General features: G+C 56.2%; 25 protein-coding genes, 1 tRNA gene and 1 pseudogene. 25 read left to right on the top strand and 2 right to left on the bottom strand.

The window, feature by feature from the left end; all coding sequences use genetic code 11:
- The first annotated feature begins 2 nt into the window (after positions 1-2).
- Genes A7Z29_RS21160 through A7Z29_RS21145 form a run of 4 tightly spaced genes read left to right on the top strand, consistent with a single transcriptional unit; the run spans position 3 to position 5,152 of the window.
- Entirely contained in the window at positions 3-584 is a 582-nt protein-coding gene (locus A7Z29_RS21160) for a phage protein Gp27 family protein (protein ID WP_000360581.1), read from the top strand.
- On the top strand, positions 584-2,248 hold the full coding sequence (locus A7Z29_RS21155) for a hypothetical protein (RefSeq protein ID WP_046201671.1): 1,665 nt from the start codon (positions 584-586) through the stop codon (positions 2,246-2,248). The genes A7Z29_RS21160 and A7Z29_RS21155 overlap by 1 nt, the downstream gene beginning before the upstream one ends.
- On the top strand, positions 2,248-3,837 hold the full coding sequence (locus A7Z29_RS21150) for a DUF935 domain-containing protein (protein ID WP_046201715.1): 1,590 nt from the start codon (positions 2,248-2,250) through the stop codon (positions 3,835-3,837). The genes A7Z29_RS21155 and A7Z29_RS21150 overlap by 1 nt, the downstream gene beginning before the upstream one ends.
- Positions 3,821-5,152, top strand: a complete 1,332-nt coding sequence (locus A7Z29_RS21145; protein WP_046201672.1) for a phage head morphogenesis protein — start codon at positions 3,821-3,823, stop codon at positions 5,150-5,152. Before A7Z29_RS21150 ends, A7Z29_RS21145 begins: the two co-directional genes overlap by 17 nt.
- 1 nt (position 5,153) lies before the next feature.
- Here A7Z29_RS21145 and A7Z29_RS23430 read toward each other — a convergent pair.
- A tRNA-OTHER gene (locus tag A7Z29_RS23430) sits at positions 5,154-5,233 on the bottom strand.
- A 40-nt stretch (positions 5,234-5,273) separates the two neighbouring features.
- Here A7Z29_RS23430 and A7Z29_RS21140 point away from each other — a divergent pair.
- The 19 genes from A7Z29_RS21140 (at position 5,274) to A7Z29_RS21050 (ending at position 20,770) form a co-directional block, all read left to right on the top strand.
- Entirely contained in the window at positions 5,274-5,747 is a 474-nt protein-coding gene (locus tag A7Z29_RS21140; protein ID WP_105290775.1) for a phage virion morphogenesis protein, read from the top strand.
- A 176-nt stretch (positions 5,748-5,923) separates the two neighbouring features.
- Positions 5,924-7,048, top strand: coding sequence for a phage protease (locus A7Z29_RS21135; protein WP_032189117.1), 1,125 nt, complete (start codon positions 5,924-5,926; stop codon positions 7,046-7,048).
- Positions 7,048-7,995, top strand: coding sequence for a Mu-like prophage major head subunit gpT family protein (locus tag A7Z29_RS21130; RefSeq protein ID WP_012908603.1), 948 nt, complete (start codon positions 7,048-7,050; stop codon positions 7,993-7,995). The genes A7Z29_RS21135 and A7Z29_RS21130 overlap by 1 nt, the downstream gene beginning before the upstream one ends.
- A gap of 43 nt (positions 7,996-8,038) precedes the next feature.
- Positions 8,039-8,392: an HI1506-related protein gene (locus A7Z29_RS21125; RefSeq protein WP_105290774.1), complete on the top strand. Its 354-nt coding sequence runs from the start codon at positions 8,039-8,041 to the stop codon at positions 8,390-8,392.
- Positions 8,389-8,808: a gp436 family protein gene (locus A7Z29_RS21120; RefSeq protein WP_001104953.1), complete on the top strand. Its 420-nt coding sequence runs from the start codon at positions 8,389-8,391 to the stop codon at positions 8,806-8,808. Before A7Z29_RS21125 ends, A7Z29_RS21120 begins: the two co-directional genes overlap by 4 nt.
- Positions 8,805-9,368, top strand: a complete 564-nt coding sequence (locus A7Z29_RS21115) for a DUF1834 family protein (protein ID WP_105290773.1) — start codon at positions 8,805-8,807, stop codon at positions 9,366-9,368. The genes A7Z29_RS21120 and A7Z29_RS21115 overlap by 4 nt, the downstream gene beginning before the upstream one ends.
- A 3-nt stretch (positions 9,369-9,371) precedes the next feature.
- The gene (locus A7Z29_RS21110; RefSeq protein ID WP_000207438.1) at positions 9,372-9,650 is read left to right on the top strand and encodes a DUF2635 domain-containing protein; all 279 of its coding nucleotides are present in this window, start codon (positions 9,372-9,374) and stop codon (positions 9,648-9,650) included.
- Complete coding sequence (locus tag A7Z29_RS21105) at positions 9,650-11,131, top strand: phage tail sheath subtilisin-like domain-containing protein (RefSeq protein ID WP_105290772.1); 1,482 nt, start codon at positions 9,650-9,652, stop codon at positions 11,129-11,131. Before A7Z29_RS21110 ends, A7Z29_RS21105 begins: the two co-directional genes overlap by 1 nt.
- Positions 11,132-11,139: 8 nt before the next feature.
- Positions 11,140-11,505, top strand: coding sequence for a phage tail tube protein (locus tag A7Z29_RS21100; protein WP_000015471.1), 366 nt, complete (start codon positions 11,140-11,142; stop codon positions 11,503-11,505).
- Between the two features lie 14 nt (positions 11,506-11,519).
- The gene (locus tag A7Z29_RS21095; RefSeq protein ID WP_046201678.1) at positions 11,520-11,999 is read left to right on the top strand and encodes a phage tail assembly protein; all 480 of its coding nucleotides are present in this window, start codon (positions 11,520-11,522) and stop codon (positions 11,997-11,999) included.
- A 127-nt stretch (positions 12,000-12,126) separates the two neighbouring features.
- Positions 12,127-14,184, top strand: coding sequence for a tape measure protein (locus A7Z29_RS21090; protein ID WP_046201679.1), 2,058 nt, complete (start codon positions 12,127-12,129; stop codon positions 14,182-14,184).
- The gene (locus A7Z29_RS21085; protein WP_012908610.1) at positions 14,171-15,529 is read left to right on the top strand and encodes a DNA circularization protein; all 1,359 of its coding nucleotides are present in this window, start codon (positions 14,171-14,173) and stop codon (positions 15,527-15,529) included. The genes A7Z29_RS21090 and A7Z29_RS21085 overlap by 14 nt, the downstream gene beginning before the upstream one ends.
- Positions 15,513-16,640, top strand: coding sequence for a phage baseplate assembly protein (locus tag A7Z29_RS21080; RefSeq protein ID WP_046201680.1), 1,128 nt, complete (start codon positions 15,513-15,515; stop codon positions 16,638-16,640). Before A7Z29_RS21085 ends, A7Z29_RS21080 begins: the two co-directional genes overlap by 17 nt.
- Complete coding sequence (locus tag A7Z29_RS21075) at positions 16,630-17,244, top strand: phage baseplate assembly protein V (RefSeq protein WP_073520730.1); 615 nt, start codon at positions 16,630-16,632, stop codon at positions 17,242-17,244. Before A7Z29_RS21080 ends, A7Z29_RS21075 begins: the two co-directional genes overlap by 11 nt.
- Positions 17,237-17,674 carry a phage GP46 family protein gene (locus A7Z29_RS21070; protein WP_046201681.1) on the top strand — a complete coding sequence of 146 codons (438 nt, stop codon included), beginning with the start codon at positions 17,237-17,239 and terminating at the stop codon, positions 17,672-17,674. Before A7Z29_RS21075 ends, A7Z29_RS21070 begins: the two co-directional genes overlap by 8 nt.
- Positions 17,674-18,756 carry a baseplate J/gp47 family protein gene (locus A7Z29_RS21065; RefSeq protein WP_001146843.1) on the top strand — a complete coding sequence of 361 codons (1,083 nt, stop codon included), beginning with the start codon at positions 17,674-17,676 and terminating at the stop codon, positions 18,754-18,756. Before A7Z29_RS21070 ends, A7Z29_RS21065 begins: the two co-directional genes overlap by 1 nt.
- Positions 18,747-19,307, top strand: a complete 561-nt coding sequence (locus tag A7Z29_RS21060) for a YmfQ family protein (protein WP_046201682.1) — start codon at positions 18,747-18,749, stop codon at positions 19,305-19,307. Before A7Z29_RS21065 ends, A7Z29_RS21060 begins: the two co-directional genes overlap by 10 nt.
- The gene (locus tag A7Z29_RS21055; RefSeq protein WP_105290771.1) at positions 19,307-20,197 is read left to right on the top strand and encodes a phage tail protein; all 891 of its coding nucleotides are present in this window, start codon (positions 19,307-19,309) and stop codon (positions 20,195-20,197) included. Before A7Z29_RS21060 ends, A7Z29_RS21055 begins: the two co-directional genes overlap by 1 nt.
- Before the next feature lie 51 nt (positions 20,198-20,248).
- Positions 20,249-20,770, top strand: a complete 522-nt coding sequence (locus A7Z29_RS21050; protein ID WP_046201684.1) for a tail fiber assembly protein — start codon at positions 20,249-20,251, stop codon at positions 20,768-20,770.
- 34 nt (positions 20,771-20,804) lie between these two features.
- On the opposite strand, the pseudogene A7Z29_RS21045 reads toward A7Z29_RS21050, so the two are convergent.
- Positions 20,805-21,200 (bottom strand): annotated as a pseudogene (locus tag A7Z29_RS21045) (phage tail protein); the annotation flags it as partial.
- A gap of 64 nt (positions 21,201-21,264) precedes the next feature.
- Here A7Z29_RS21045 and A7Z29_RS21040 point away from each other — a divergent pair.
- Both A7Z29_RS21040 and A7Z29_RS21035 read left to right on the top strand, forming a co-directional pair.
- The gene (locus A7Z29_RS21040; RefSeq protein WP_105290770.1) at positions 21,265-21,837 is read left to right on the top strand and encodes a recombinase family protein; all 573 of its coding nucleotides are present in this window, start codon (positions 21,265-21,267) and stop codon (positions 21,835-21,837) included.
- Between the two features lie 85 nt (positions 21,838-21,922).
- A partial coding sequence (locus A7Z29_RS21035) for a sialate O-acetylesterase (protein ID WP_198599430.1) occupies positions 21,923-23,550 on the top strand: 1,628 nt, incomplete at its 3' end.

The following is a 23,550-nucleotide window of genomic DNA, read 5'->3' as shown; positions in this document are numbered from 1 at the left end:
CGATGGATAAGCCAACGCGTGGCCGTGTACGCAAGGTGGATTTGCTCCCCGACAGCATCCGTAAGCCGCTGCTGGAAATGCTGCGTGAAAAACGTCTGACGCAGGTCCAGATCCGCGAGGAAATCAACCGCCTGATCCGTGAGGCGGGTCTGCCGGAAGAACAGCAGCTTTCACCGGCGGCCATCAGCCGGGAAGCCTCCCGTAATGAGCTGATTGCCCGTAACCTGCGTGATTTACGCGAGCAGACAAAAGCCATGATGGCCGAACTGGGGGACAAGCCGACCGGTGAAACCACGGCACTGATTCTGGAAATGTCCCGCGCCCTGATGTACCGCCGTCTGCGTGCTGCCACCGAATCCCTGAACAGCGACAGCGATGTGGATATGCGCCTTATTAAGGACATCCTCCTGTCGGCACAGCGTGCGGAAAGTGCCGCCGAGCGCAGCATTAAGCGTGAAAAAGAAATCCGGGCCGCATTTGCTGAAGAGATGGCGAACGCGGTCACCGATGAGCTGCGCGGCGTGGACGGGATGAGTGAACAGCTTGAGTCCCGTATTAAGGGGATTCTGTTGGGTAAAGCCTGATGAATAACGCCGAAGAACTCTCCCCCTTACTGACGAATACCGTCTCCACCCGCAAAATTGATCTGGCCGGTGAAAAAGCCCTGCTGGGCGTGGATGTGCCGGACAGCCTTGATTTGCCCGGTGATATGCCGGTGTTTCTGGATTATCAGGCCCGCTGGTTTGCGGATGAAAGTCAGGTCTGCATCGCGGAAAAATCCCGCCGCACCGGGCTTACCTGGGCGGAAGCCGGGCGTAACGTCATTACCGCTGCAAAACCGAAGCGGCGTGGTGGCCGTAATGTGTTTTATGTGGGGTCAAAGCAGGAGATGGCGCTGGAATATATTTCTGCCTGCGCGCTGTTCTCCCGTGCCTTTAACCAGCTGGCAGATGCTGATGTGTATGAACAGACCTTCTGGGATCGGGATAAAAAAGAAGAAATTCTGACCTACATGATCCGCTTTCCGAACAGTGGATTCAAAATTCAGGCACTGTCTTCCCGTCCGTCAAACCTGCGCGGCCTTCAGGGGGATGTGGTGATTGATGAAGCCGCGTTCCACGAGTCACTGGATGAGCTTCTCAAGGCGGCAATGGCGCTTACCATGTGGGGCGCACGCGTGCGCATTATTTCCACGCATAACGGCGTCGATAATCTGTTTAATCAGTACATTCAGGAGGCCCGCGAGGGGCGCAAGGATTACAGCGTCCACCGCATAACCCTGGATGATGCCATTGCGGACGGATTATACCGTCGTATCTGTTACGTCACCGATCAGGAATGGTCACCGGAAAGTGAGCAGAAATGGCGTGATGATCTCTACAAAAACGCCCCGACCCGTGAGGATGCCGACGAGGAATACGGCTGTATCCCGAAAAAATCCGGCGGTGCCTATATTCCCCACGCGCTTATTGAAATGGCGATGATCCGTGACATCCCGATTCTGACGTTTGAAGCCCCGGACGACTTCATCAGCCGTGCCGCATGGCTGCGCGAATCGGAAGTTTTAACCTGGTGTGAAGAACATTTAAAACCGCTTACAGAGAAATTAAATCCCCGTTCCCGCTTCAGCTTCGGGGAAGACTTTGCCCGCACCGGTGACCTGTCCTGCTTTGTGCTGCTGGAAATCACCGAATCCCTGGCAAAGCGCGAGGTGTTTCGCGTGGAGCTGCGCAACCTGCCGTATGCCCAGCAGGAACAGGTGATGATGTACATCCTGACCCGCGTTCCGGCGCTGGTCGGTGCAGCGTTCGACGCCACCGGTAACGGCGGCTATCTGGCAGAGGCCGCACTGCTGGCCTTTGGCCCGGACATCATCGACTGCGTGATGTTGTCGCCGAAGTGGTACGGCGAGTGGATGCCAAAACTGAAAGCCGAGTTTGAAGATCAGAATATCCTCGTCGCGCGCCATCAGACCACGCTTGATGATTTGCGCCATGTGAAGGTGGTGAACGGTATCCCGCAAATCGACAAGGGGCGCACGAAGGACCAGAACGCAACGGCTGCGAACGCCCGCCGCCATGGTGATTTTGCCGTGGCGCTCTGTATGGCAAACCGGGCGTCATATATGGAGGGCTTCATCCTGGATGAATCAGCCTGTCAGGCGCTGCCGGAGCGGTCGCGGGCAATGGAGGGCGGTTATCGTGATGACGATGAGGCATATCATGAATTTGATCGGGGGTGCTGGTAGTGGGACGCATCATTGATACTGACGGAAAACCTTTCTCCTTTGACCCGGAGATGCAGAGTGCCGCGCTGGATATTCCGCAGATTGCCAGCCGTTATGTTGAACATCCGGCTTCGGGTATCAACCCGAACCGGGCGGCGCAGTGCCTTCGCGGGGCTGAACGTGGCGATCTGATTGCCCAGTCCGATCTGGCCGCTGATATTGAAGAAAAGGACACCCACCTTTTTGCGGAGCTGGGCAAGCGACGTCTTGCCATTCAGGGGGTGCCATGGAGTATTGAGCCGCCACCAAACGCCAGCGCGAATGAGAAAAAGGACGCGGAAATGCTCGACGAATACCTGCATTCCGCCGACTGGTTTGATGCCATGCTGTTTGACGCCACGGATGCCATCCTGAAGGGCTATTCCTGCATGGAAATTGAGCACGGGATGCTCGGTAAAATGCACATCATCCGCGCCATCCACTGGCGTGACAGCGGCCATTTCTGCCTTAACCCGGATGATTTGAGCGAGCTGCGACTGCGTGACGGCAGCCATGCCGGGGTGGCGTTTCAGCCCTTTGGCTGGATAGTGCATCAGTCACGTTCACGCACCGGCTACGGCGGCGCAACGGGGCTTGTCAGAACGCTTATCTGGCCGTTCATCTTCAAAAACTATTCCGTGCGTGATCTGGCGGAGTTTCTGGAGGTGTACGGCCTGCCGATGAAGGTCGGGAAATACCCGTCCGGGGCAACACCGGAGCAGAAAAGCGCCCTGATGCGGGCGGTGATGGATATCGGGCGACGTACAGGCGGGATCATCCCGGCCGGGATGTCGCTGGAGTTTCAGGCGGCAGCGAACGGTCAGGCCGATCCGTTTGAAACCATGATTTCGTGGGGGGAGCGTTCCATCTCCAAAGCAATACTCGGCGGCACGCTGACCACGGAAGCCGGAGACAAAGGCGCACGCTCGCTGGGTGAGGTGCATAACGAGGTGCGCCGGGAAATCAGGGATTCTGATTTACGGCAGCTGGCTGCAACCCTGAACCGCGATCTGGTGTATCCGCTGTACGCCCTGAACACCACGCACACTATTGATATCCGCCGTCTGCCACGTATCTGCTTCCAGACCAAAGAACCAGGTGATATCACCAAAATCACCAGTGCGGTGATGCAGCTCAGTACGGGGATGGATATTTCTGATCCCTGGATACGGGAGCAGACCGGTATTCCGCAGCCCACGCCCGGTGAAGCCATATTCCGTGTCCGTCAGAGTGGCAATGAACCGGCTCAGACCGACAGGGAAACACCACCGGAAAAACAGGAAAAGACAGAACAGACGGCGCTTTCAGCCCGACTACCGGAAACGAAAAACACGCAGCGTGATGAACTGGACGACATGGGGGACGCGGTGCCTGCCCGCCGTTTACAGGAGGCCATCGATCCGGTGCTGGAGCCGGTCATTGATGCCATCAGAACGCGGGGGCTGGCGGATGCGCTGGCAGACCTGCCCGCCCTTTATCGTGAAATGGATGATTCCCGCCTGATGACGCTGCTCAGTGATGCCATGTTTGCTGCGGAAATGAAGGGGATGCTGGATGGCTCAGGGGATTGATTTAGGTTATGCCGCCACGCTTCCCTCAAAAGAGGCGGTGGCATACTTCCGCGCCAAAGGGGCACATATCAGCTGGAACTGGTTCGAAACAAACGCAGATGTTCATGCCCGTTCATTCACGGCGGCAAAAGTGGCACGCCTGGACGTACTGACCACACTACAGGCGGAAGTGCAGCGTGCTGTTGATGAGGGAATTTCACAGAAAGCATTTATCCGCACGCTGACGCCACGCCTGCAAAAGCTGGGATGGTGGGGAAAGCAGATTGTGGTGGACAGCGACGGTAACGCGGAAGAAGTGCAACTGGGCAGTCCCCGTCGTCTGGCGCTGATTTACAACGTGAACACCCGTGTGGCTTACAATGCCGGGCGTTACACGCAGATGATGAACAACACGGACACGCATCCGTTCTGGCAGTATGTGGCGGTCATGGACAGCCGCACCCGCCCGGCGCATTCCGCCCTTAACGGGCTGGTATTCCGCTATGATGATCCGTTCTGGAAAACACACTACCCGCCCAATGGCTGGAACTGCCGCTGCCGTGTGCGACCATTGTCTCAGGCCCGTCTGGATGCAATGGGGTTATCCGTTTCATCCGGTGAGGATCATCTCTCCACCCGCAATGTTGAGGCTGGCGTGGATAAACAGACCGGAGAAGTCAGAGAAATGCCGGTGACCACATATTCAGATGGCACCAGAACCATGACACCGGATGTGGGCTGGTCATATAACCCCGGCTCGGCAGCGTTCGGCACAGACCAGGCGCTGATCCGCAAACTGATCGAGGTGAAAAGCCCGGCGTTACGGGAAATGGTGGTTCAGGAGATGAACAACAGCCCGGAGCGGCAGCTGGCGTTCCGCATCTGGGCAAAAAACATCATGCAGACCCGGCGAGGTGGTAACGATATCCGCACGCTGGGCTTTATGACTGAAAGCATTGCGCAGGCAGTGGAAAGCCGGACGGGAACGCCACCGGCCCGCCTGCTGGCGATGAGCGGTAAAAATGTGCTCCATGCAGACAGTGTGAAACATCAGAATGACGGCATCGCCCTGATGCCAGAGGACTTCGGGCGCTTACCGGCAATGCTGGCAAAGCCAAAAGCGGTGCTGTGGGACAAACGGCACAACAATCTGATGTATATCGTGGAAAATAAGGATGGCAGTGTGCAGATTGCCGTTAATGCACCGTACAGTCTGAAACGTCAGCCCGACAAACTGGATGTGATTGTGAATGCTTACCGGGTTATCAATATGGATAAGCTGAAATCGGATATCCGGGGCGGAATGCTTGAGGTGCTGGAAGGACAAATTGATTAACGGTCAGTGGCGGGGGTCGAACCCGCATACATGATCCACCCGGAGGCAGGCACCGACTTTACCAGTTAAGCGTACACTGACCGCCTGTTTATTTTATATTCATCCTTTATGCGGAGGCAATATGTCATCCATTGATGCCGCTGTCGTTGTTGACGTTACGTGTCTCCAGCGGGTGTTTGCCCGGCTTCAGTTTGTGGGCGGCGGAAAAGACCTGGCCCGCAGTGTGGCGGAGAGTCTTCTGTCATCGTCAGAAATGGCGTTTGAACAGGAAAAAGAGCCGGACGGCGAACGCTGGCATGACTGGTCAGATCCTTACCGCAAGTGGCGTACCCGTAAGGGATACACGCCCGGTAAAATCCTGACGCTGAACGGGGATCTGGCCCGACGGCTGACCACGGATTATGGCGATACCTGGGCGCTGATTGGATCAAATGAGCCTTATGCGGCCATTCATCAGTGGGGTGGCCTGCCCGGTATGCCACCGGGACCGGCGGCCATTGGTGCACGTCCGTATATGGGCTTTGATCAGGTGGCAGAACAGGAGATCATGGACGAAATCAGAAAACGCTTTAAAAAGGCCACAGAAACGCCGTAATGGTTTAAGGTATACAAACGCATTACCTTACCCTCTTCAGGCGCGTGTCGTGATTTTCTAACCTGTATTTAACGGGCTTTAAAATCTGCGTGAAGCGCCTTTCTCATTTTCCCCTGTCAGCACTTTCTGAAGTCCCGCAAAACCGGCCCTGAAAAACACCGGCTTATGCTGCCGGAATGAAGACGAAAAACACGCCCAAACTTGCTTATGCCATTCTGAATGCCATCAGCCTGTCCGCAGACGGGGACGGTGACTGGTGTCAGATCATGCCAGCCGGTCGGGTAAAGGCCCGTGACGGTCGCCCGGAAAAACCGGCGGAAGGCTGGCTGATTAACCATGCGGCCGTTGAGCGCATGGTATCCGGGGTCGTGGCACTCAATCAGCCGGTGAAGATTGACTATAACCACCAGTCACTGATTGAGGGGCATGCGGCACCGGCTGCCGGTTTTGTCATGGCCTCGCCGGAGAACTTCCGTTTCAGTGAAGAGCGGGGTTTTGAAGTGCGTCCGAAGTGGAACCCTCCGGCCATTGAACACCTGCGCAATAACGAATTTCCCTGGTTTTCCCCGGTGATTGGTTATGACGAAATCACCGGTGAACCTGTTGAGCTCCGGATGCTGGCTATTACCGGTGACCCCGGTCTGACTGGCATGAATCCTGTCGCCGCACTGTCGGCGGATGACCTTTATAACGCCTTAAACCCTCCTTTAAAGGACACCTCCATGAATGAGCAATTACGCCAGTTGCTGACGGCGCTCGGTCTGACCGTGGCTGACGGTGACGAATTTACGCCGGAACTGGGCACGGCGGCGCTGTCTGCCCTTACCGGGATCAAAACCCGTGCGGATGCGCACGACACCCTGAAAACGCAGGTTGCCAGCCTGTCGGCAGAGCTGGAAACCGCAAAAGGCACACCAACTGGCGGCACTATTGATCTGACGAAATATGTGCCCGTTGAGACGTATAACGCCCTGCGTACCGAATATGTCGCGCTGTCGGCACAGCATGGCAGCACCACGCTGGAGCAGTTGCTGGATAAGGCCGAGTCCGAAGGACGCATTTTCAAAAGCGAACGCGGATACATGGAAGGACTCGGACAACAGATTGGTGTTGCGGCACTTTCTGCACAGCTTGACGCCCGCCAGCCGGTTGCGGCTCTGACCACTCTTCAGACCGACACCGTGACCGTGCCGGATAAAAAGACCGCCACCGCTGTGCTGTCGGCTGAAGATATCGCCGCCGCCCATCTGCTGGGTAAAACCGAAGCCGAGTTCCTGAAAATGAAAGAGGAAATGCAATAATGCCTACCCCGATTACACCGGCGATGATCACCGCCCTGATGACGGGCTACCGTTCTGATTTTCAGGCCGGGATGTCCATGGCTCCGTCTCAGTACCAGAAAATTGCGATGACCGTACCGTCCACGTCGAAATCCAACACCTACGGCTGGCTTGGGCAGTTCCCGCAGTTCCGTGAGTGGATCGGCTCCCGCGTCATCGAGAAGATGAAAGCCTATGGCTACGCCATCGTGAACAAAACCTTCGAAGGCACCGTCGCCATTAGCCGCGATGACTTCGAAGACGACAATCTTGGCATCTACTCCCCGTTGTTCCAGGAGATGGGGCGCGCTGCGGCGGCACAACCGGATGAACTGGTCTTTGCTGCACTGCGTGACGGGATCAGTGCGGCCTGCTATGACGGCCAGAACTTCTTTGATACCGAACACCCGGTTTACCCCAAAGTGGATGGCTCCGGGGATGCACAGATGGTCAGCAATATGTTTGTGGCAAAAACCGGCTCTGTCGGTGCACAGGCGGATTACAGCGGCCCGGCCTGGTATCTGCTCGACTGCTCCCGCGCGGTAAAACCGCTGATTTATCAGGATCGCCGTAAGGCCGAACTGGTTGCCCAGACAAAAGTCGATGAAGGCCGTGCGTTTACTGATAACGAGTTTGTGTTCGGTGCTTCCGCCCGTCGCAATGTGGGCTACGGCTTCTGGCAGATGGCCTACATGATGCAGTCACCGCTGACGCTGGATGCGCTGTGGCACGGCTGGTCAGCCATGCGTGACTTTAAGGCTGACGGTGGCCGCAAACTCGGCATCAAACCCACCCATATTGTTGTCCCCACCTCGCTGGAAAAACAGGCGGTGCAGCTGCTGGAGCGCGAGCTGTTCGCGGACGGTAACACCACCGTCTCTAACGAGATGAAGGGCAAGCTGGAGCTGGTTGTCGCGGATTATCTGTAAACGGAGAGCCGGGCTTACGGCCCGGCCCCTGCGGAGGGCAAATATGAATGAACATCACACTGTGGCAGCAACAGATGATTCAGGCCTTCAGGTCTGTGGTGACAGTCCTGTCACGGTTCTGGCAGAAGTGCGTTGCAGTCGTGCGCAGTTTCGTCGTGCGGGGTTCCTGTTCATGCGGGGACGCCAGCAGGTTGACGTCACCCCGGAGCAGCTTGCCCGACTGGAAGCGGAGCCATGCCTCACTGTACGAATACTACAGACGCCTGGTGATGATGCGGGAGCCGTGGCGGGTGTGGTTCATGCAGCGACCGGTGCAGATTTAGCCGAAGCCGGACAGGATGCTCCCCGGAAAAAGACCGGCAATAAAGCCAGACAGGCGAAAAAGGCGCGCACATGAATTACGCCACCGAAACCGATATGCGGGCACGTTACCGCGAGGATTTGCTCAGGCCATTACTGGCCGTGCCCCGTTCGGATGAGCCGGACACGCGCAAGCTGAACCGGGCACTGACGGACGCGTCTGCCCTTATCGACAGTTACCTGTCAGCCCGTTACACGCTGCCGCTGGCGGTGGTTCCGGCGGTTCTTGTTCAGCACTGCTGCACGATTGCCTTTTATTACCTGTGCGATCAGCGGGCATCCGATCAGGCGCGTGACCGTTACCGTGAGGCGCTGGCATGGCTGAAAGACGTCATGAACGGCAATGTGCCGGTCGGCGTGGATACCGACGGTGCGGCCCCTGAATCCGGGGATTTACCGCAGGTGCAGTCTGATGCGGCGGTGTTCGGGCGCAACCAGAAGGGCTTTATATGATTACGGAAACCGAACAGGCATATATCGCCCGCATCCGTGAGTATTTCGGGAATGAACTGGTGTCTGTTGGCACCCATCCCGGCGACTGGAGCGACAGCGTGCTGCGCACCATGCTGATTAACGCCCCGGCTATCTATGTTGCCTGGCTGGGTGCCGGTGAAGGGCGTGCCCGTGGGCGTCTGGTCAGTCACTGGGTGTTCTACGTCATCGGCGACATGCTCAATGGTCGTGAGGTCAGCCGTCCCGGACTTTATCAGATTGTGGCCCGCCTGATTGCCGTACTGAACGGCTTCAGAACCGAAAAAACCTCACCGCTTTACTTTGAAAAGGCGGTTAACGGTTACACCGAAACGCAGGCAGACAGCGGAGCCGTGATGTACGCCCTTTATTTCTCATGCGAGGAAATGATCGACCCGCTGACGGATATCAGCTCGCTGGATGATTTCCTGCGCCATTACGAAACCTTTACCGAACCGGAAGGCACGCCGGAATTTAAGGCGCACATCCGTCTGCCTGGTGCAACTGCCGACGGTGAAAACGCCGGACTGTCAGAGGAATAACAGATGACAACCATTTTTATTAAACCTGCGCCGGGATGCCTGATTCGCGATCCCGACACGATGACTCCGCTCTCACAGGACGGTGAAGAGAAACCCTTCACTCCGTTCTGGTGCCGCCGTCTTAATGATGGCGACGTCATTGTGGTGGATAAAACGGCGGAGCCTGCCCCGGCTGCCACAACAGGTAATACCGGCGAGGCTGCAAAACCAGCGGGAGCGGCAGCAGAAAAACCTGCGGCGGCGGCTGAAAAACCCGCAGCATCAGATAAGGGGACGTCCTGATGATTAACTTTGATTTTATCGGCGATAACAATCGCATCCCGCTGGTACAGATTGAAATCAATAACTCAATGGCCGTGACCGGCACGCCGCCACAGCGTCAGGCGGTGCTGTTATTTGGTCAGCGAAACCGTAATGCGTTTGGTGTTGTTGATTCTCCTGTCCGTATCACCCGCGCGTCTCAGGCGACAGAACTCTGGGGGCGTGGCTCCATGATTGCGCAGATGGTGGCAGCGTTTATTGCCATTAACCCTGATACGGAGCTGTACGGCATTGCACAGGGGGAAGGCACCGGCACGGCCACGTTCAGCACAATCACGCTTTCCGGTACGGCAACGGAAGACAATGTGCTGAATCTCTATGTTGCCGGGCGACCTTACCGTCTGGCCGTCAACAAAGGCAAACCGGGTAATCTTCTGGCGGATGCGCTTGCCGCGATGATTAACGCAGACCTGGACTGTCCGGTCAGCGCCACGACCAGCGTCCCCCCGGATAATCAGGATCAGACCAAAAAAGTGATCACCCTGACGGCAAAATTTACCGGCGAATGTTCCGTGCATGATATCCGGCTGAATTATTATTCCGGTGAAGTGACACCTGCCGGGCTTGTGGTGTCGGTTGCCGGTGGCACCGCGCCGAAAAACCCGGATATTACCAACAGCATCGCTGCCATGGGGACGCGCCAGTATAACTATATTGTGATGCCCTATAAGGATGCGGCGAATCTCAAAATTCTGGCGGATGAGCTGCTGAAACGCTGGGGACCGGTAAAAATGTCGGACGGTATGGTCTGGATGGCGCATACCGGCACCTTCGGTACGGCAACCAGTTTTGGTGAGTCCCGTAATGATTTCCTGTTTACCTGTACCTCCATTCCGAAGGCACCGGAGCCGGATTATGTCTGGGCTGCTTCCATTTGTGCAGTCTGTGCGCCGTCACTGTCTGCCGATCCTGCCCGCCCACTCCAGACGCTGGCGTTGCCTGCACGACTGGCACCGGCAGAATCAGATCGCCTGACACGGGAAGAGCGGAGCAGCCTGCTTTATACCGGGATGTCCACGGTGACCGTCGCGGCCGCTGATGTGGTGCAGATTGAACGTCAGGTGACGATGTACCGTCAGAATGCATACGGCGAAAGCGATCCCAGCTATCTGGATGTGGAAACCATCTACACCCTGTCATATCTGCGTTATTCCCTGCGCACCTTTATCACGCAACGTTTTCCGCGCCATAAACTGGCTGATGACGGGACGCCCGTTCGTGCCGGTCAGAATATCGTGACGCCGGAGATCATGAAACTTCAGTTAATTTCGCTGGGTGAAGAGTGGGTGGATCTGGGACTGGTCGAAAATCTGGACACCTTTAAAAAGAATCTGCTCGTGGAGCGCAACACAAAAGACCGTAACCGTCTGGATGTGATGTGTACACCGGATCTGGTTAACCAGTTCCGCTTCATGGCCGCGCAGATCCGTTTCATTTTGTGAGGTAAGGCATGAGCGGAAAACAGTATCAGGGCACGGCCACCATCCGTGTGAACGGACAGGAGTACGACACCCTTGAGGGAGCCACGTTCTCCCCGTCCGGCTTTGAGCGTGAAGTGGTGAAAGGCGCGAAAGTTTACGGCTATCGCGAGAAACCCCGTGAGGCGACGCTGGACTGTAAATTTCCGGCTGGCGGAGAAGGTTCACCGGCTGCCGATGAAATCAACACCTGGACTGCGGTCACGATTGAGTTTGTGGCCGATACCGGTGAAGTCCACATGATGACGAAGGCCTGGAGCAGTGAACCGGCCTCGCTTGACGGTGGCGGTGATATCTCCGCGAAGTTCGCCAGCGCCACCAGTACCCGTGTCCAGTAATCAGGAAAAATGTAATGAGCACACGTAAGAAAAAAACGACGGTTTCTGACGAGGCCGTGATGAATGCTATCCGGGATGCACTTGAAGACGGCGATCCCCGCACCGCCGGACTGGCTGAACAGCTGGCGAACGGCTATGTGGATCTGCTCGACGGCCTGCCGTTCGGGGAATCCCGTGAATACCGCGTCACCTTCCGCGAACTGACGGCGAAAGACAGCATTGACGCGGAAACCGAGGCCGAGCGTCTTATGGAAACCCGAAATGGCGGCCCGGTTCTGATAGCCTCACCGGCACTGCGCGGCATTGCACTGCTGCGCCGTCAGATTGCCGCTGTCGGCCAGATTGAGGGGCCATTGTCTCCGCGTCAGATCGGACAGCTCAGCGAGCGCGATCTCTCCCGTCTGATGGCGGCGGTAAGCCTGCTTGATTCCGCGATGGCAGGAAAGCTGGTCGCTGAACGGGGGCGACCAGATGCAGTGCCGGGATCAGATTGAAGAAGCCGCAATTGTGCTGGGGATGGTGACAAAAAGCGGCCCGGAGTGGGCGCTTAACCTCCCCTTATCACAGCTTTACCGGCACTGCCGACAGACCGAAAAAATTCTCAGAACGAAGCAGTAACCCATGGCAAAAAACCTGAAAGCCTCCCTGATTGTCGATTTACTCGGCAATATTTCCGCCAAATCCCGCCAGTGGTCACAGGAGCTGGGGGCGTTCTCCCGTTCCGGCAGGACAGGCCTGGGTGGTCTTGGAAATGCAGCCCGCCGGGCCGGTCAGGAAACGGAACTTGTCGGCTCCCGTATGCAGCGAACGCTTGCCGGTGTTCGTGGCAGCATCCGCACGGTAACGTCAGATTTTGACCGCCTGCAGGGCAGCATTACCGGCACCATCGGGCGGATAAGCAACCTTTACGGGATGCTGGCGGGAGGGGCTGCGGTCTACGGTTTTAATAAAGCCTTTATCCGCCCGGCCGCAGAGATGGAGAACTATATTCTGCGTCTCAACGCCATTAATCATGGCGATACGGCAAAAACGGAAGCAGTGAAAGCTTGGGCAGTACAGAACGCCAAAGACACCACCTGGGGGCTGGCGGGGGTTATGCAGGAATACGCCTCCAGTCGCGGGTTTGGCATGAGTGACAGGGAAGCCCGTCGCTTTATTACCATGCTTCAGGATCAGGGCGGCTATCACGGCTGGTCACTGTCAGATGCACAGGGTGCGTCCCTGCAACTCAAACAGATGTTTGCCCGCCAGAGTATCCAGGCAGCGGACGCCAATATTCTGACCGGATACGGGATTAACGTTTACCAGTTACTGGCCGATAAGCTGGGCGTAAACCAGAAGATCATCCGTGAGAAAGGCGAAAAAGGAAAACTGGGGCCGGACAGCATTCGCCTGTTATTTCAGGTGATGGCCGAACAGGCAAAAGGTGCCCAGAAAAACGCCATGAATTCCTGGACGGGAATGACGTCCATGATGGGCGACGTCTGGGATCAGTTTGCCCGTGAAGTGATGGCAAAGGGACCGTTTGACAGCCTGAAAAAGAGCCTGAAAGGCTTTCTGGATTATGCTGATGCGGCACAGAAAAGCGGCTTACAGGATAAGCTGGCCACACAGACGGCCTCAGCCCTGAATCAGGGATTCGAGTATGCCAGAGACGCTGCAACCGGCTTTTACCGGGTCATTCAGAAAGTCAGGGAAACGCTTCAGGCACTGCGCGACGCCGGTTATGGCGATGCACTGGATCGTATTGGTCAGGGGGCGCAGACCGCCGCAAAATACCTGATGTATATGTATCTCGCCTCCCGCGCGCTGAAGGTGCTCAGGTTTGCGGGGACAGGGGCATTACGTCTTGGTGCAACCCCCTTACGCTATGGTATGGCGATGACCTCCGTGCTGACGTCGCCCTTCCGCAAACCGCAGACCACTGTGCCGGGAACGCAGCCCGGACGCGCTGGCCGCTTCCTGAATTTCCTTACCGGGGTAAATCCTGCTGCCGTTCAGCCCGTGCTGGTCACCAACTGGCCTGCGGGTGGCATGGCCTCAGGTGGCGGGGATGTGGTGGTCAGCGGTGACGGCAAAACCGTGCGAGGCCGTAAAAAACGCGGCCCCGGACGCGGGCGGGGTGTCACGACCGTCGTGACCGCCGGTGAGCAGCTGGCGGAGAGCGCCGGTAAACAGGGCTTCTTCGGCCGTATGATGAGCCGTGCCGGTGGTCTGCTAACGGCGGCCGGAAACCGCATGGGGCTGGGGCGTTTTGCCGGGCTGTTCCGTGGTGCCGGTCGGCTGGGTGGTGGTGCCCTGTGGGCCGGTGCCATGGCGGCTCCTGTATTGCTGGACAGCAGCGCCAGCGCAGCCGATAAAGCCGGTGCCGTGGGTTCCCTTGCCGGAAGTATCGCCGGTGGCGCGCTGGGGGCTGCTGCCGGTCCGGTCGGGGTTGCCATTGGTTCCACGGTGGGCAGCTATCTCGGTGATTATCTGGGGGGCTGGCTGACGCAGGCCTGGCAGAAACTGCGTGGCAGCAGTGACGAAAACGGCGGACAGGCCACCGCGAAAACCGCCGCACGGGTGGAGCTTGTGGCCCCTGAAGGCTGGCGGGCGCGCAGTATTGATGTGGATGATACCGCACAGCATGGCCTGGATGTGAACGTCTGGAACGGAGGGAACTATGGCCTCTACTGACACGCCGGGGCGTGGCTCCTTTCGTGGCGTACCGTTCCTGGTTTATCAGGAGCAGCGGGAACGGGGCGGACGTAACATTGTGCGCCGTGAATACCCACTGCGTGAAAGCGGCGGTGCGGATGATCTGGGGCCAAAACTCCCGGAGTTCACATTCACGGTTCTGGTGACCGGAGACGATCTTCAGACACAGCGAAGCCGCCTGCGTGATGCGCTGCGTGCACCCGGTGCCGGTGAACTGATGCACCCGGATTACGGCACGTTAAACGTGCTGATAAACAGCTTTGAAAGCCGTTATAACGCCAGCGAGCAGGGAACGGTTGAGTTCACGATCAACGTGATCCCCGCCAGTGACGATACCGCCCCTTCGGTGGCAGAAGATACGGCAGCTGCGCTGGAGCAGAAAAGCGGCTCAGCAATGAATCAGCTGTTTAACACGCTTTCAGACGGCTGGACGGTGATTTCAGACGGTCTGCATGATGTACAGGCCATGACCGACACCATCAGCGATAAGATTGATGCACTGGAGAATGCCGTTTCGGGGATGGGGATTGTGCAGGATATCAGTGCCTTTACGGCCAGTTTTACTGCCCTGAAAGGCAATGCCGCCGCCCTGATTAATGCGCCCCGTCGCATGGCTGAATCGCTGGCCGGAATGTTTGCCGTGCTGACCGGGCTGCCCGGCGATCCTTCCCTGTCTCTGACCGGAAAAGCCGGAACGCCGTCCGGCAGCCTGACCACAAACCGTGACAGCATGGCAGAGCAGGCCATGCCGCAGCTGTACCGCACACTTTCCTCCCTGCGTTACACCCTCAGCGAACAGGATGATCCACAGCGCCTGATTGGCCTGACGCCTGCGGCACAGAAAAATATCCGTCTGCTGCGGAGCGTGATGCAGAGTGCAACCCTGGTGTCGCAGGCACAGACGGTCGGAAAACTGCTGGATCAGGTCATCCGGCAGAATACGACGCACGTTCAGGATACTGACCGTTCGGGCGGACTGGCATGGCTGGAAAGTTCTGCTGATGTGCAGCGTATCAACCGGGATTTGAGCGATGCCATGGAACAACAGGTGCTGGATCTGTCCGCACAGGGCTATACCGGGACTGCCCTTGCATTACGTGATGCAGGGCTTGCGCTGACAGAAGATTTAACCACACGGAGCGTGCATCTTCCCGGTGCTTTTCAGGTCATGGTTCGCACCACCGAACCGGCACTGGTCACGCTGTACCGTGCCACCGGCAACAGCAGTCGCTGGCAGTATTTTGTCCGCAGAAACAATATCTCCGATCCGGTTTTTGTTCCGGGTGGCCGCAGCGTGGAGGTGATCAGTGAGCAGCAGGATTGAACTGTATATCGGCGGCAGTATTTTTTCCGGCTGGCTGACGGTCAGCGTCCGTCGCTCGCTGGAGCATCTGGCCGGGTCGTTTGAACTGGGGCTGATGCTGCCCGGTGAGCGCATCCCCTCAGCCCTGCGGACCGGTCAGTCCCTGACGCTCAGAATTAACGGACAGACGGTCATCAGTGGCTGGCTGGATCAGGTCAGTCAGCGGATCAGTGCAACCCGTCATCAGATCAGCATCAGCGGTCGGGATAAAACCGGCGACCTGGTGGACTGTGCCGCCATCCATCCCGGCAGCCAGTGGCGCAACCGGACGCTGGCACAGATTGCCGCAGATTTATGTGCGCCCTTCGGGATAGCTGTGCGCTGGCAGGTTAACGACGACACGGCTGCACGCCCTTTCAGCTCTTTTACGCTGGAAAACTCAGAAACCGTGGCGGATGCGCTGACCCGTGCTGCCCGGCATCGCGGGGTGCTGGTGACCAGTAATGCTGACGGCGATCTGGTGTTCACCCAGGCAGGAAGCCAGCAGACGGACAGACTGGTGCTGGGAGATAACCTGCTTGATGCCGATTACAACACGGACTGGCGCGGACGATACAGCGAATACCGTGTCCGGGGACACGGGCGCGGTGGTGGCAAACGGGGAGACAGCGAATCCGCCGCCCGGCTGGCAGCACCTGTGGGCGTCATCAGTGATGAGCAGATCGGCCGCTACCGGCCGAAAATCATCCTCGCCGATCAACAGACAGACGCCACCGGTGCACGGCAGCGTGCCCTGCGTGAAATGCGCCGTGCGATTGCCCGTTCAGAACGGTTTTCTGCCACCGTGCGTGGCTGGTTCCGGGATGATGGCCGGTTATGGGATGTCAATCTGCTGACCGGTGTTTCAGCCCTGCGTTTCGGTATCGAACAGACTGAACTGCTGGTCTGTCAGGTGGAGTTTTTACTGGATGAACAGAACGGGGATGTCACCCGGCTGGTTCTGGCACCGCGTGACGGCTTTATCGTTCCGGCAGAGCCGGACAGCAAAGGCCGTGGCGGTGGTTCCGGTGATGATGTTGATGCCTTTATTCGCCAGCAGATGAAAAAACAGGGGATCAGCTTTGATGAATGATGAAGTGTTCAGCCGCCTGATTGCCCCGGTAACGCGCGGCATTCGCCTGCTGTTTGGCCGGGGCGTTCTGACCGGCACACATGACGAACTGAAAATGCAGAATGTGCAGCTCACCGGCATGGACGGCGAAACCTTTGATGATGTGGAGCGCCCCCAGCAGTACGGGCAGATCAGCGTTCCCCTGCCGGGCGCAGAAACCTTTTTTGCCTGTCTGGGCGGACAGCGGGATCAGACTGTGGTGCTTGTGGTGGAAGACCGGCGCAGCCGTCCGACCGGACTCACTGCCGGAGATACGGGGGTGTATCACCATGAGGGGCACCGGATACGGTTAACAAAGGATGGTCGCATTATTGTGACATGCAAAATGCTGGAGATTTACGCCGACGATGGGATGCGGGTGGATACGCCGGAAGCCACCTTTACGGGCAATGTGACGGTGGATAAAAACCTGCATGTTAAGGGGAATTTCGCGCTTGATGGTACGGGGAAATCTCAGGGACTGTTCACGATGTCTGATGCCGTTATTGCCGGGATACGGTATTCCGGCCATGTGCATCATGATAACGGCGAAGGCAGTAAGACAGGAGCGCCGGAGAATGGCTGATATTGCAATTGTATGGGATCAGGGATGCGGTTCGCTGCAACTGAACGGTGCCGACCTGCTGACGGATGACAGTCTGCTGACGGCCGTTCTGATTTCGCTGTTTACTGACCGCCGGGCGCTGGCATCGGATGAAATCCCTGACGGTACGCGTGACCGCCGGGGATGGTGGGGAGACAGTTTTCGCCCGCGTCCCATTGGCTCCCGTCTGTGGCTTCTCAGCCGGGAAAAAACGCTGGCCTCCGTGATAAGCCGTGCCCGTGTTTACGCGGATGAGGCGCTGGGCTGGCTCAGTCAGGATGGCGTGGCGTCATCCGTGGTCTGTCATGCAGAACGTGTGGGACACGCGCGGCTGGCGCTTTCGGTGCGCATAACCCTGCCTGATGGTTCAGTGAGACCCATGATTTTTTATGCTGATTTTAAGGGGGAGTAATGCCTTATCAGCCTTTACCGCTGGCACAGTTAATCACGCAGACACAGCAGGATATCAGCCAGCGCCTGCCCGGCTCGCAGCCGGGTGTGAATGAAACCACCCTGAATGCCATTGCTTACGCTCAGGCAGGGTTATCTGCTCAGGAGCATGAGCATCTGGCCTGGATTGCGCGTCAGATCATCCCGACCGAAGCCGATGAAGCCGAGTTACTGAAGCACTGTGCATTCTGGGGCGTTATGCGTAAACCCGCCTCACGGGGTGACGGGCCGGTTCAGCTGATGCTGACCACGGATGCGGGGATCACAGAAGGTGTGCTTCTCCAGCGCAGTGATGGCGTGGTTTACCGTATCACCACCTCACTGACCGGTAAGGCCGGTACGCTGAATGTCAGTGTGGAAGCTGAAAGTGCCGGTCGTGCGGGAAATGCCCCGGCAGGGACAAAACTGACATTTATCACACCGCAGGCGGGGATCAACCAGACGGCCACGGTGACCGGAACGGGGATCACCGGTGGTGCGGATGTGGAAACCGTGCCGGAGCTGCTTTCCCGTCTGGTTTTCCGGGTGCAGAATCCGCCGTCCGGCGGCACGCAGTATGATTTTGAACGCTGGGCGCGTGAAGTGCCGGGCGTGACGCGGGCATGGTGCCGCCCGGAGTGGCCGCAGGCGGGCAGCGTGGGGGTAACGTTCGTTCAGGATAATAACCCGGATATTTTCCCCGGTGACGGTGATGTTCAGCGGGTGGCGGATTATATCCGCAGTCATGATGATCCGGCGACCGGCCAGCCTGTCGGACAGCCTCTGGGGCCGACGGTGACCGTGTTTAAGCTGACCAATAAGCCGGTGCCCTTCAGCATCAGGATCATCCCGAAAACACCGGAGAATCAGGCGGCCGTAAAACAGGCGCTGACCGACCTGTTATACAACGAATCCCGGCCCGGCGGTCTGGTTCTGCCGTCGTCTTTCTGGCGTGCCGTGGCGGGGGTGAAAAATCTGGAGGATTTTGAAGTGCGCAGTCCGCTGACGTCAGTTCAGGCGGGAGACAGTGAGCTGCTGACGGTAGGAGAAATCACATGGCTGTAACCCTGACCCCGCATCAGCGCGCCCTGTTGCAGTTACTGCCTGACGGGCTGGCATGGGACAAGCGTCCGTCATCCGTACTGGCATCGTTATGCCTGGGCCTCAGCCATTCTACAGCGCGTGTATCCTGGACGGGTAAACAGCTGCTTGCCGAGCGTTTCCCTGACACGTCGCGCCTGCTGCTGGAAGACTGGGAGCGTTATCTCGGCCTTCCTGAATGTGATATGGCCGGAGCCACCATCACGGAGCGACAGCGTTATGCCGGAAATAAATACCGGATGAAGCCCTCGCTGAACCGTGAATTTTATATCCGGTTTGCGGCGGAGTTTGGTTATCAGATTGACATTCAGCCTTCACCGGATTCGCAGTGGGTCAGTATTGTCACGATTAACAGTGAAACCGGCTACCGGAATATGAATGTGCTGGATGATATTCTCACGCCGCTGCGTATTTATGAAGGCGGTGCGCTGGAATGTATTCTGAATCGTTATAAGCCTGCATGGCAGACGTTTATTTACGTGTATGCAAACAGCCACGAAGAGGAGAATATTTAATGTTTCATGTTGATAATAATTCCGGCGTGGCGAATATGCCTGCGCTGGCACCGGCGCAGAGTAATACCACCACCTGGTTTACCGAAGGTGACGGACAAAAAGGTATCAGCTGGATTGGTCAGGACTGGCTGAATATTCTCCAGGCCGAACTGCTGAATATTCTGGCTGAAGCCAGTATTCAGCCGGATAAGGCGCAGTTAAACCAGCTTACGCTGTCCATTAAAGCCATTATCGCTGCGAATGCCTTTTCCCGGAAAAATAACCTGAAAGAAATTGCTGATGCCGGAACGAAAGCACAACAGCTTGCCCGTGGTTATCTTGGTCTGGGGGCGCTTGCCACAAAAAACAGTCTTGGTCCCGGTGACGTTAATGCCCTGGCGAAGGATCAGAATCTGGCCGACCTGGAGAATAAGGGAACCGCCCGTAATAATCTGGATGTTTACAGCAAAAGCGAGGGTGATAACCGTTACCTGCGCAGGGAGCAGAACGGCGCAGACATTCCGGATAAAGGGGCTTTTATCGATAACGTCGGTTTACGGGAAACGATAAACAGAGCCGCGAACGCACTGCCATCGAACGGAACGGCCGTTGCCGCGAACAGGCTGGCAAATGCCCACACAATTAATGGGGTTCCTTTTGACGGAACGCAGGATATAAACATCACTTCTGGTATGACTCTGCTGGATGGTGATGCCCGTTATGTGCAGAATGTGAGACTGGGTTCAGAAATGTCTGTATTAATGCCATTCGGGGGAAAAGTCGGTATAGGAGGATGTGTAATAACGGCGTTATCTATAGCGGGTGAAGTGGATAACAGTGGCGATTTTGCTTATTTTCGCCCACTACAGATATACATAAATGGCTCATGGATTACGGTATCTCAGTTATAAATAGGCGGTAAATAATATATTTTAAAACAGATTTATTTCCAGGAGGATTTTATGGAACTAAAAAATATAACCCGTTATTATCCTGAAAATATGCCATATGGTAATAATGTTCAGTATTTTCAGAGTGAAGATGGTAAGGATTTCTACGAGTCCCTGCCATTATTCACCAAAAAATATAAACTTTGCATAACACCTGACAGCGGCGTTATCTGCTCAATATCACAGGACGCCTCGGCGCTGTATCCTGTGGGTTTTTCCGTGGTTGAGAGCGACGAACTCCCTGAAGGCACTGATATTTCAGGTAACTGGAAGTTTGATGATGGTGTCATCTCACCGCTTCCGGTTGACTACGACAAAAAAGCGAAAACAATGCATCAGTCATATCTTAATCAGGCATATGAAAAGATTAATGACTGGAGAACTGAGTTACAGCTGGGCACGATTAGTGATGAAAACAGAGCTGCGCTTACACGATGGATGGAATACATCAGTCAGGTGAAAAAAATGGAACTACCTGCGATTAAAAACAAAGCTGAATTTGACGACATTAAATGGCCGGAAAAGCCTGAATAACGTAAAGGGTGCTTATCGCACCCTTTTCCTTTAATCAGACGGATGAAACTGTGCGCCAGCCATTACCGATATATATCTGCACCGGACGGTAATAAACGCCTCCGATATTATCGGCTGAACTTTTCCCGGTATCCTGCACGTTAATACCTGAAAGCATACAACCGGAAGGTGCGCCATAACTCCAGGACATTTCATTACCTCCGGGTGAATGGTAACTCTGGGCACCAAGCTGAACGTTGCTAACGTATTTGTTATCAGCAGTAGCTTCGGTCATACCGGAGTTAATGTATATATCCTGCGTCCCGTCAAAGGGAACCCCATTAATATTTCTTGGGGTGGCGAGTTTATTCGAGGCAACGGCGGTGCCGTCCAATGGCAGAGCATTCGCCGCCTTATTCACCGTTTCCCGTAAACCGAGGTTTTCAGGAAAGCCCCTGTTCTCCCCGTTTTATTCATCATGCGACAATTCCGGCTTTTTATAATAAGGAGATCGTATGCTGATTGGGTATATCAGGGTGTCAACAAATGACCAGAATACGGCGCTACAGAGAAATGCGCTGGAATGTGCAGGATGTGAGCTGTTTTTCGAAGACAGAATAAGCGGTAAGACAAGGGAACGTCCCGGCCTTAAACGCGCATTAAAGCGACTCCGGCCAGGGGATACCCTGCTGGTCTGGAAACTGGATCGTCTTGGACGTAGTATGCAGCACCTTGTCCTTTTAACAGAAGAACTCCGGCAGCGCGGCGTTAACTTCCGCAGCATTACGGACAATATTGATACATCCACTCCCATGGGACGTTTCTTTTTCCATATAATGGGCGCACTGGCGGAAATGGAGCGGGAACTCATTATTGAACGTACACGCGCGGGTCTTGCTGCTGCCCGTGCTCAGGGGCGTCATAGCGGCAGACCTCAGAAACTGACAGGGAAAGAGCGGGAGCAAATCGCCCGTTTGCTGGCTAATGGCGAGTCCCGTAAACAAATCGCACTGATATTTGATATTGGCCTGTCCACCCTTTATCGTTATTTTCCTGCCTCACCGGCTCCGTCACCAAAAGTACCGTGACGCTTTTTTGAATTTCCGCAAAACACATATTTTTCAGCGGTCGCTATTCTGACTCTGTTTAATTCAGAAACAGGCAGAAAAGACGATGTCAGACTCCCAGTGGAAAATGCTCTCCGCCATGCCCGGAGAGTTTTCAGTCAAGGTTGCCGGTGGCACGGTGGCATTTATTGAAAGTCCTTTCAGGCCTTCGGGTAATAAAGGGGGGATCACCTTCGCAGACTGCGTGATCCGCTTCAGCACGAAAGAGCCATTATGGGTAATGCCGGTATCCGGCAATCCCAGCGCAGAAATCACCAGTTCAGGTGTGACCGGCATTATTCCGATCACATCTGACGTGGCCGGAACACTCACGCCTTCTGACTGGAATGCACCGGATAACGCCGGACCGTCTGGCGGTACAAATGGCAGCAGTACAGAGCCGGAGTATTACTATGTGCTTCCACTGGCCGGGCAGTCCAACGGGATGGCCTACGGTGAAGGGCTTCCGCTACCGGCTTCATTCGACCGCCCTGAACCGCGCATTAAGCAACTGGCACGTCGCAGCACGGTAACGCCCGATGGTACGTCGTGCACATATAACGATATCATTCCCGCAGACCACTGCCTGCATGATGTGCAGGACATGAGCGGGATAAACCACCCGAAAGCTGATCTGGCAAAAGGCCAGTACGGGACTGTCGGTCAGGGGCTGCATATTGCCAAAAAACTGCTGCCTTACATCCCGCAGAATGCCGGGATACTTCTGGTGCCCTGTTGCCGTGGTGGGTCAGCATTCACCACCGGGGATGACGGCTCATTCAGTGAGGCCAGCGGTGCTTCCGCTGATTCTTCACGCTGGGGGGCCGGTAAACCCCTGTATCAGGACCTGCTCAGTCGCACCAGAGCGGCGCTGGCGAAGAACCCGAAAAATAAACTTCTGGCTGTGGTATGGATGCAGGGAGAGGCAGACCTTGCTTCAGGAAGTCAGCAGCATAATGGTTTATTCACAGCCATGGTTCAGCAGTTCAGAACCGACCTGTCTTCGCTTGCTGCGCAGTGCGTAAGTGGAAATGCTGCCACGGTGCCGTGGATTTGTGGTGATACCACGTATTACTGGAAAAACACGTATGCCACGCAGTATGAAACAGTCTATGGCGCATATAAAAATCTGACCGCACAGAATATTTTCTTTGTGCCGTTCCTGACGGATGAGAATGGACAGAACACGCCAACGAATGCTCCGGCGGAAGACCCGGATATTGTGGCTGTCGGGTATTACGGTGCGGCATCCCGTCCCCAGGGCAGTTTTGTCTCCACACAGCGTGACAGCCATTTCAGCTCATGGGCACGCAGGGGCATCATTTCTGACCGTCTTGCCTCAGCTATTCTGCTCCATGCGGGACGCACGGCTGAAGTTATGGGCGGACAGGCCGTGCCGCCGGATGAAAAACCATCCCCTGACACGCCATCAACGCCGTCAACGGACGGGAAATCAATGACGACGCTGTTTTCTTACCGCGCATCGGAGTCAGGCGGAGCACTGACGCCACAGGGCTGGGGGGCGGAAGGCGGTAGTGCTGCTGTTGTGGATGATGTCGGTGCCAGCGGGGGCAAGGCGCTGAAGCTGACAAAACAGACCGGAAAGTCATGGTTTATGCAGCATGATGCCGGTAATGGTGCCGACCTGCTGGAAAAAGGTGGCCTTGTCAGCTGTCGTTTTAAACTTGATGGCGC

The sequence above is a fragment of the Escherichia sp. MOD1-EC6842 genome, from assembly GCF_002965705.1.
Lineage (GTDB): Bacteria > Pseudomonadota > Gammaproteobacteria > Enterobacterales > Enterobacteriaceae > Escherichia > Escherichia ruysiae.
This window is presented reverse-complemented; position numbering and strand designations above follow the sequence as displayed.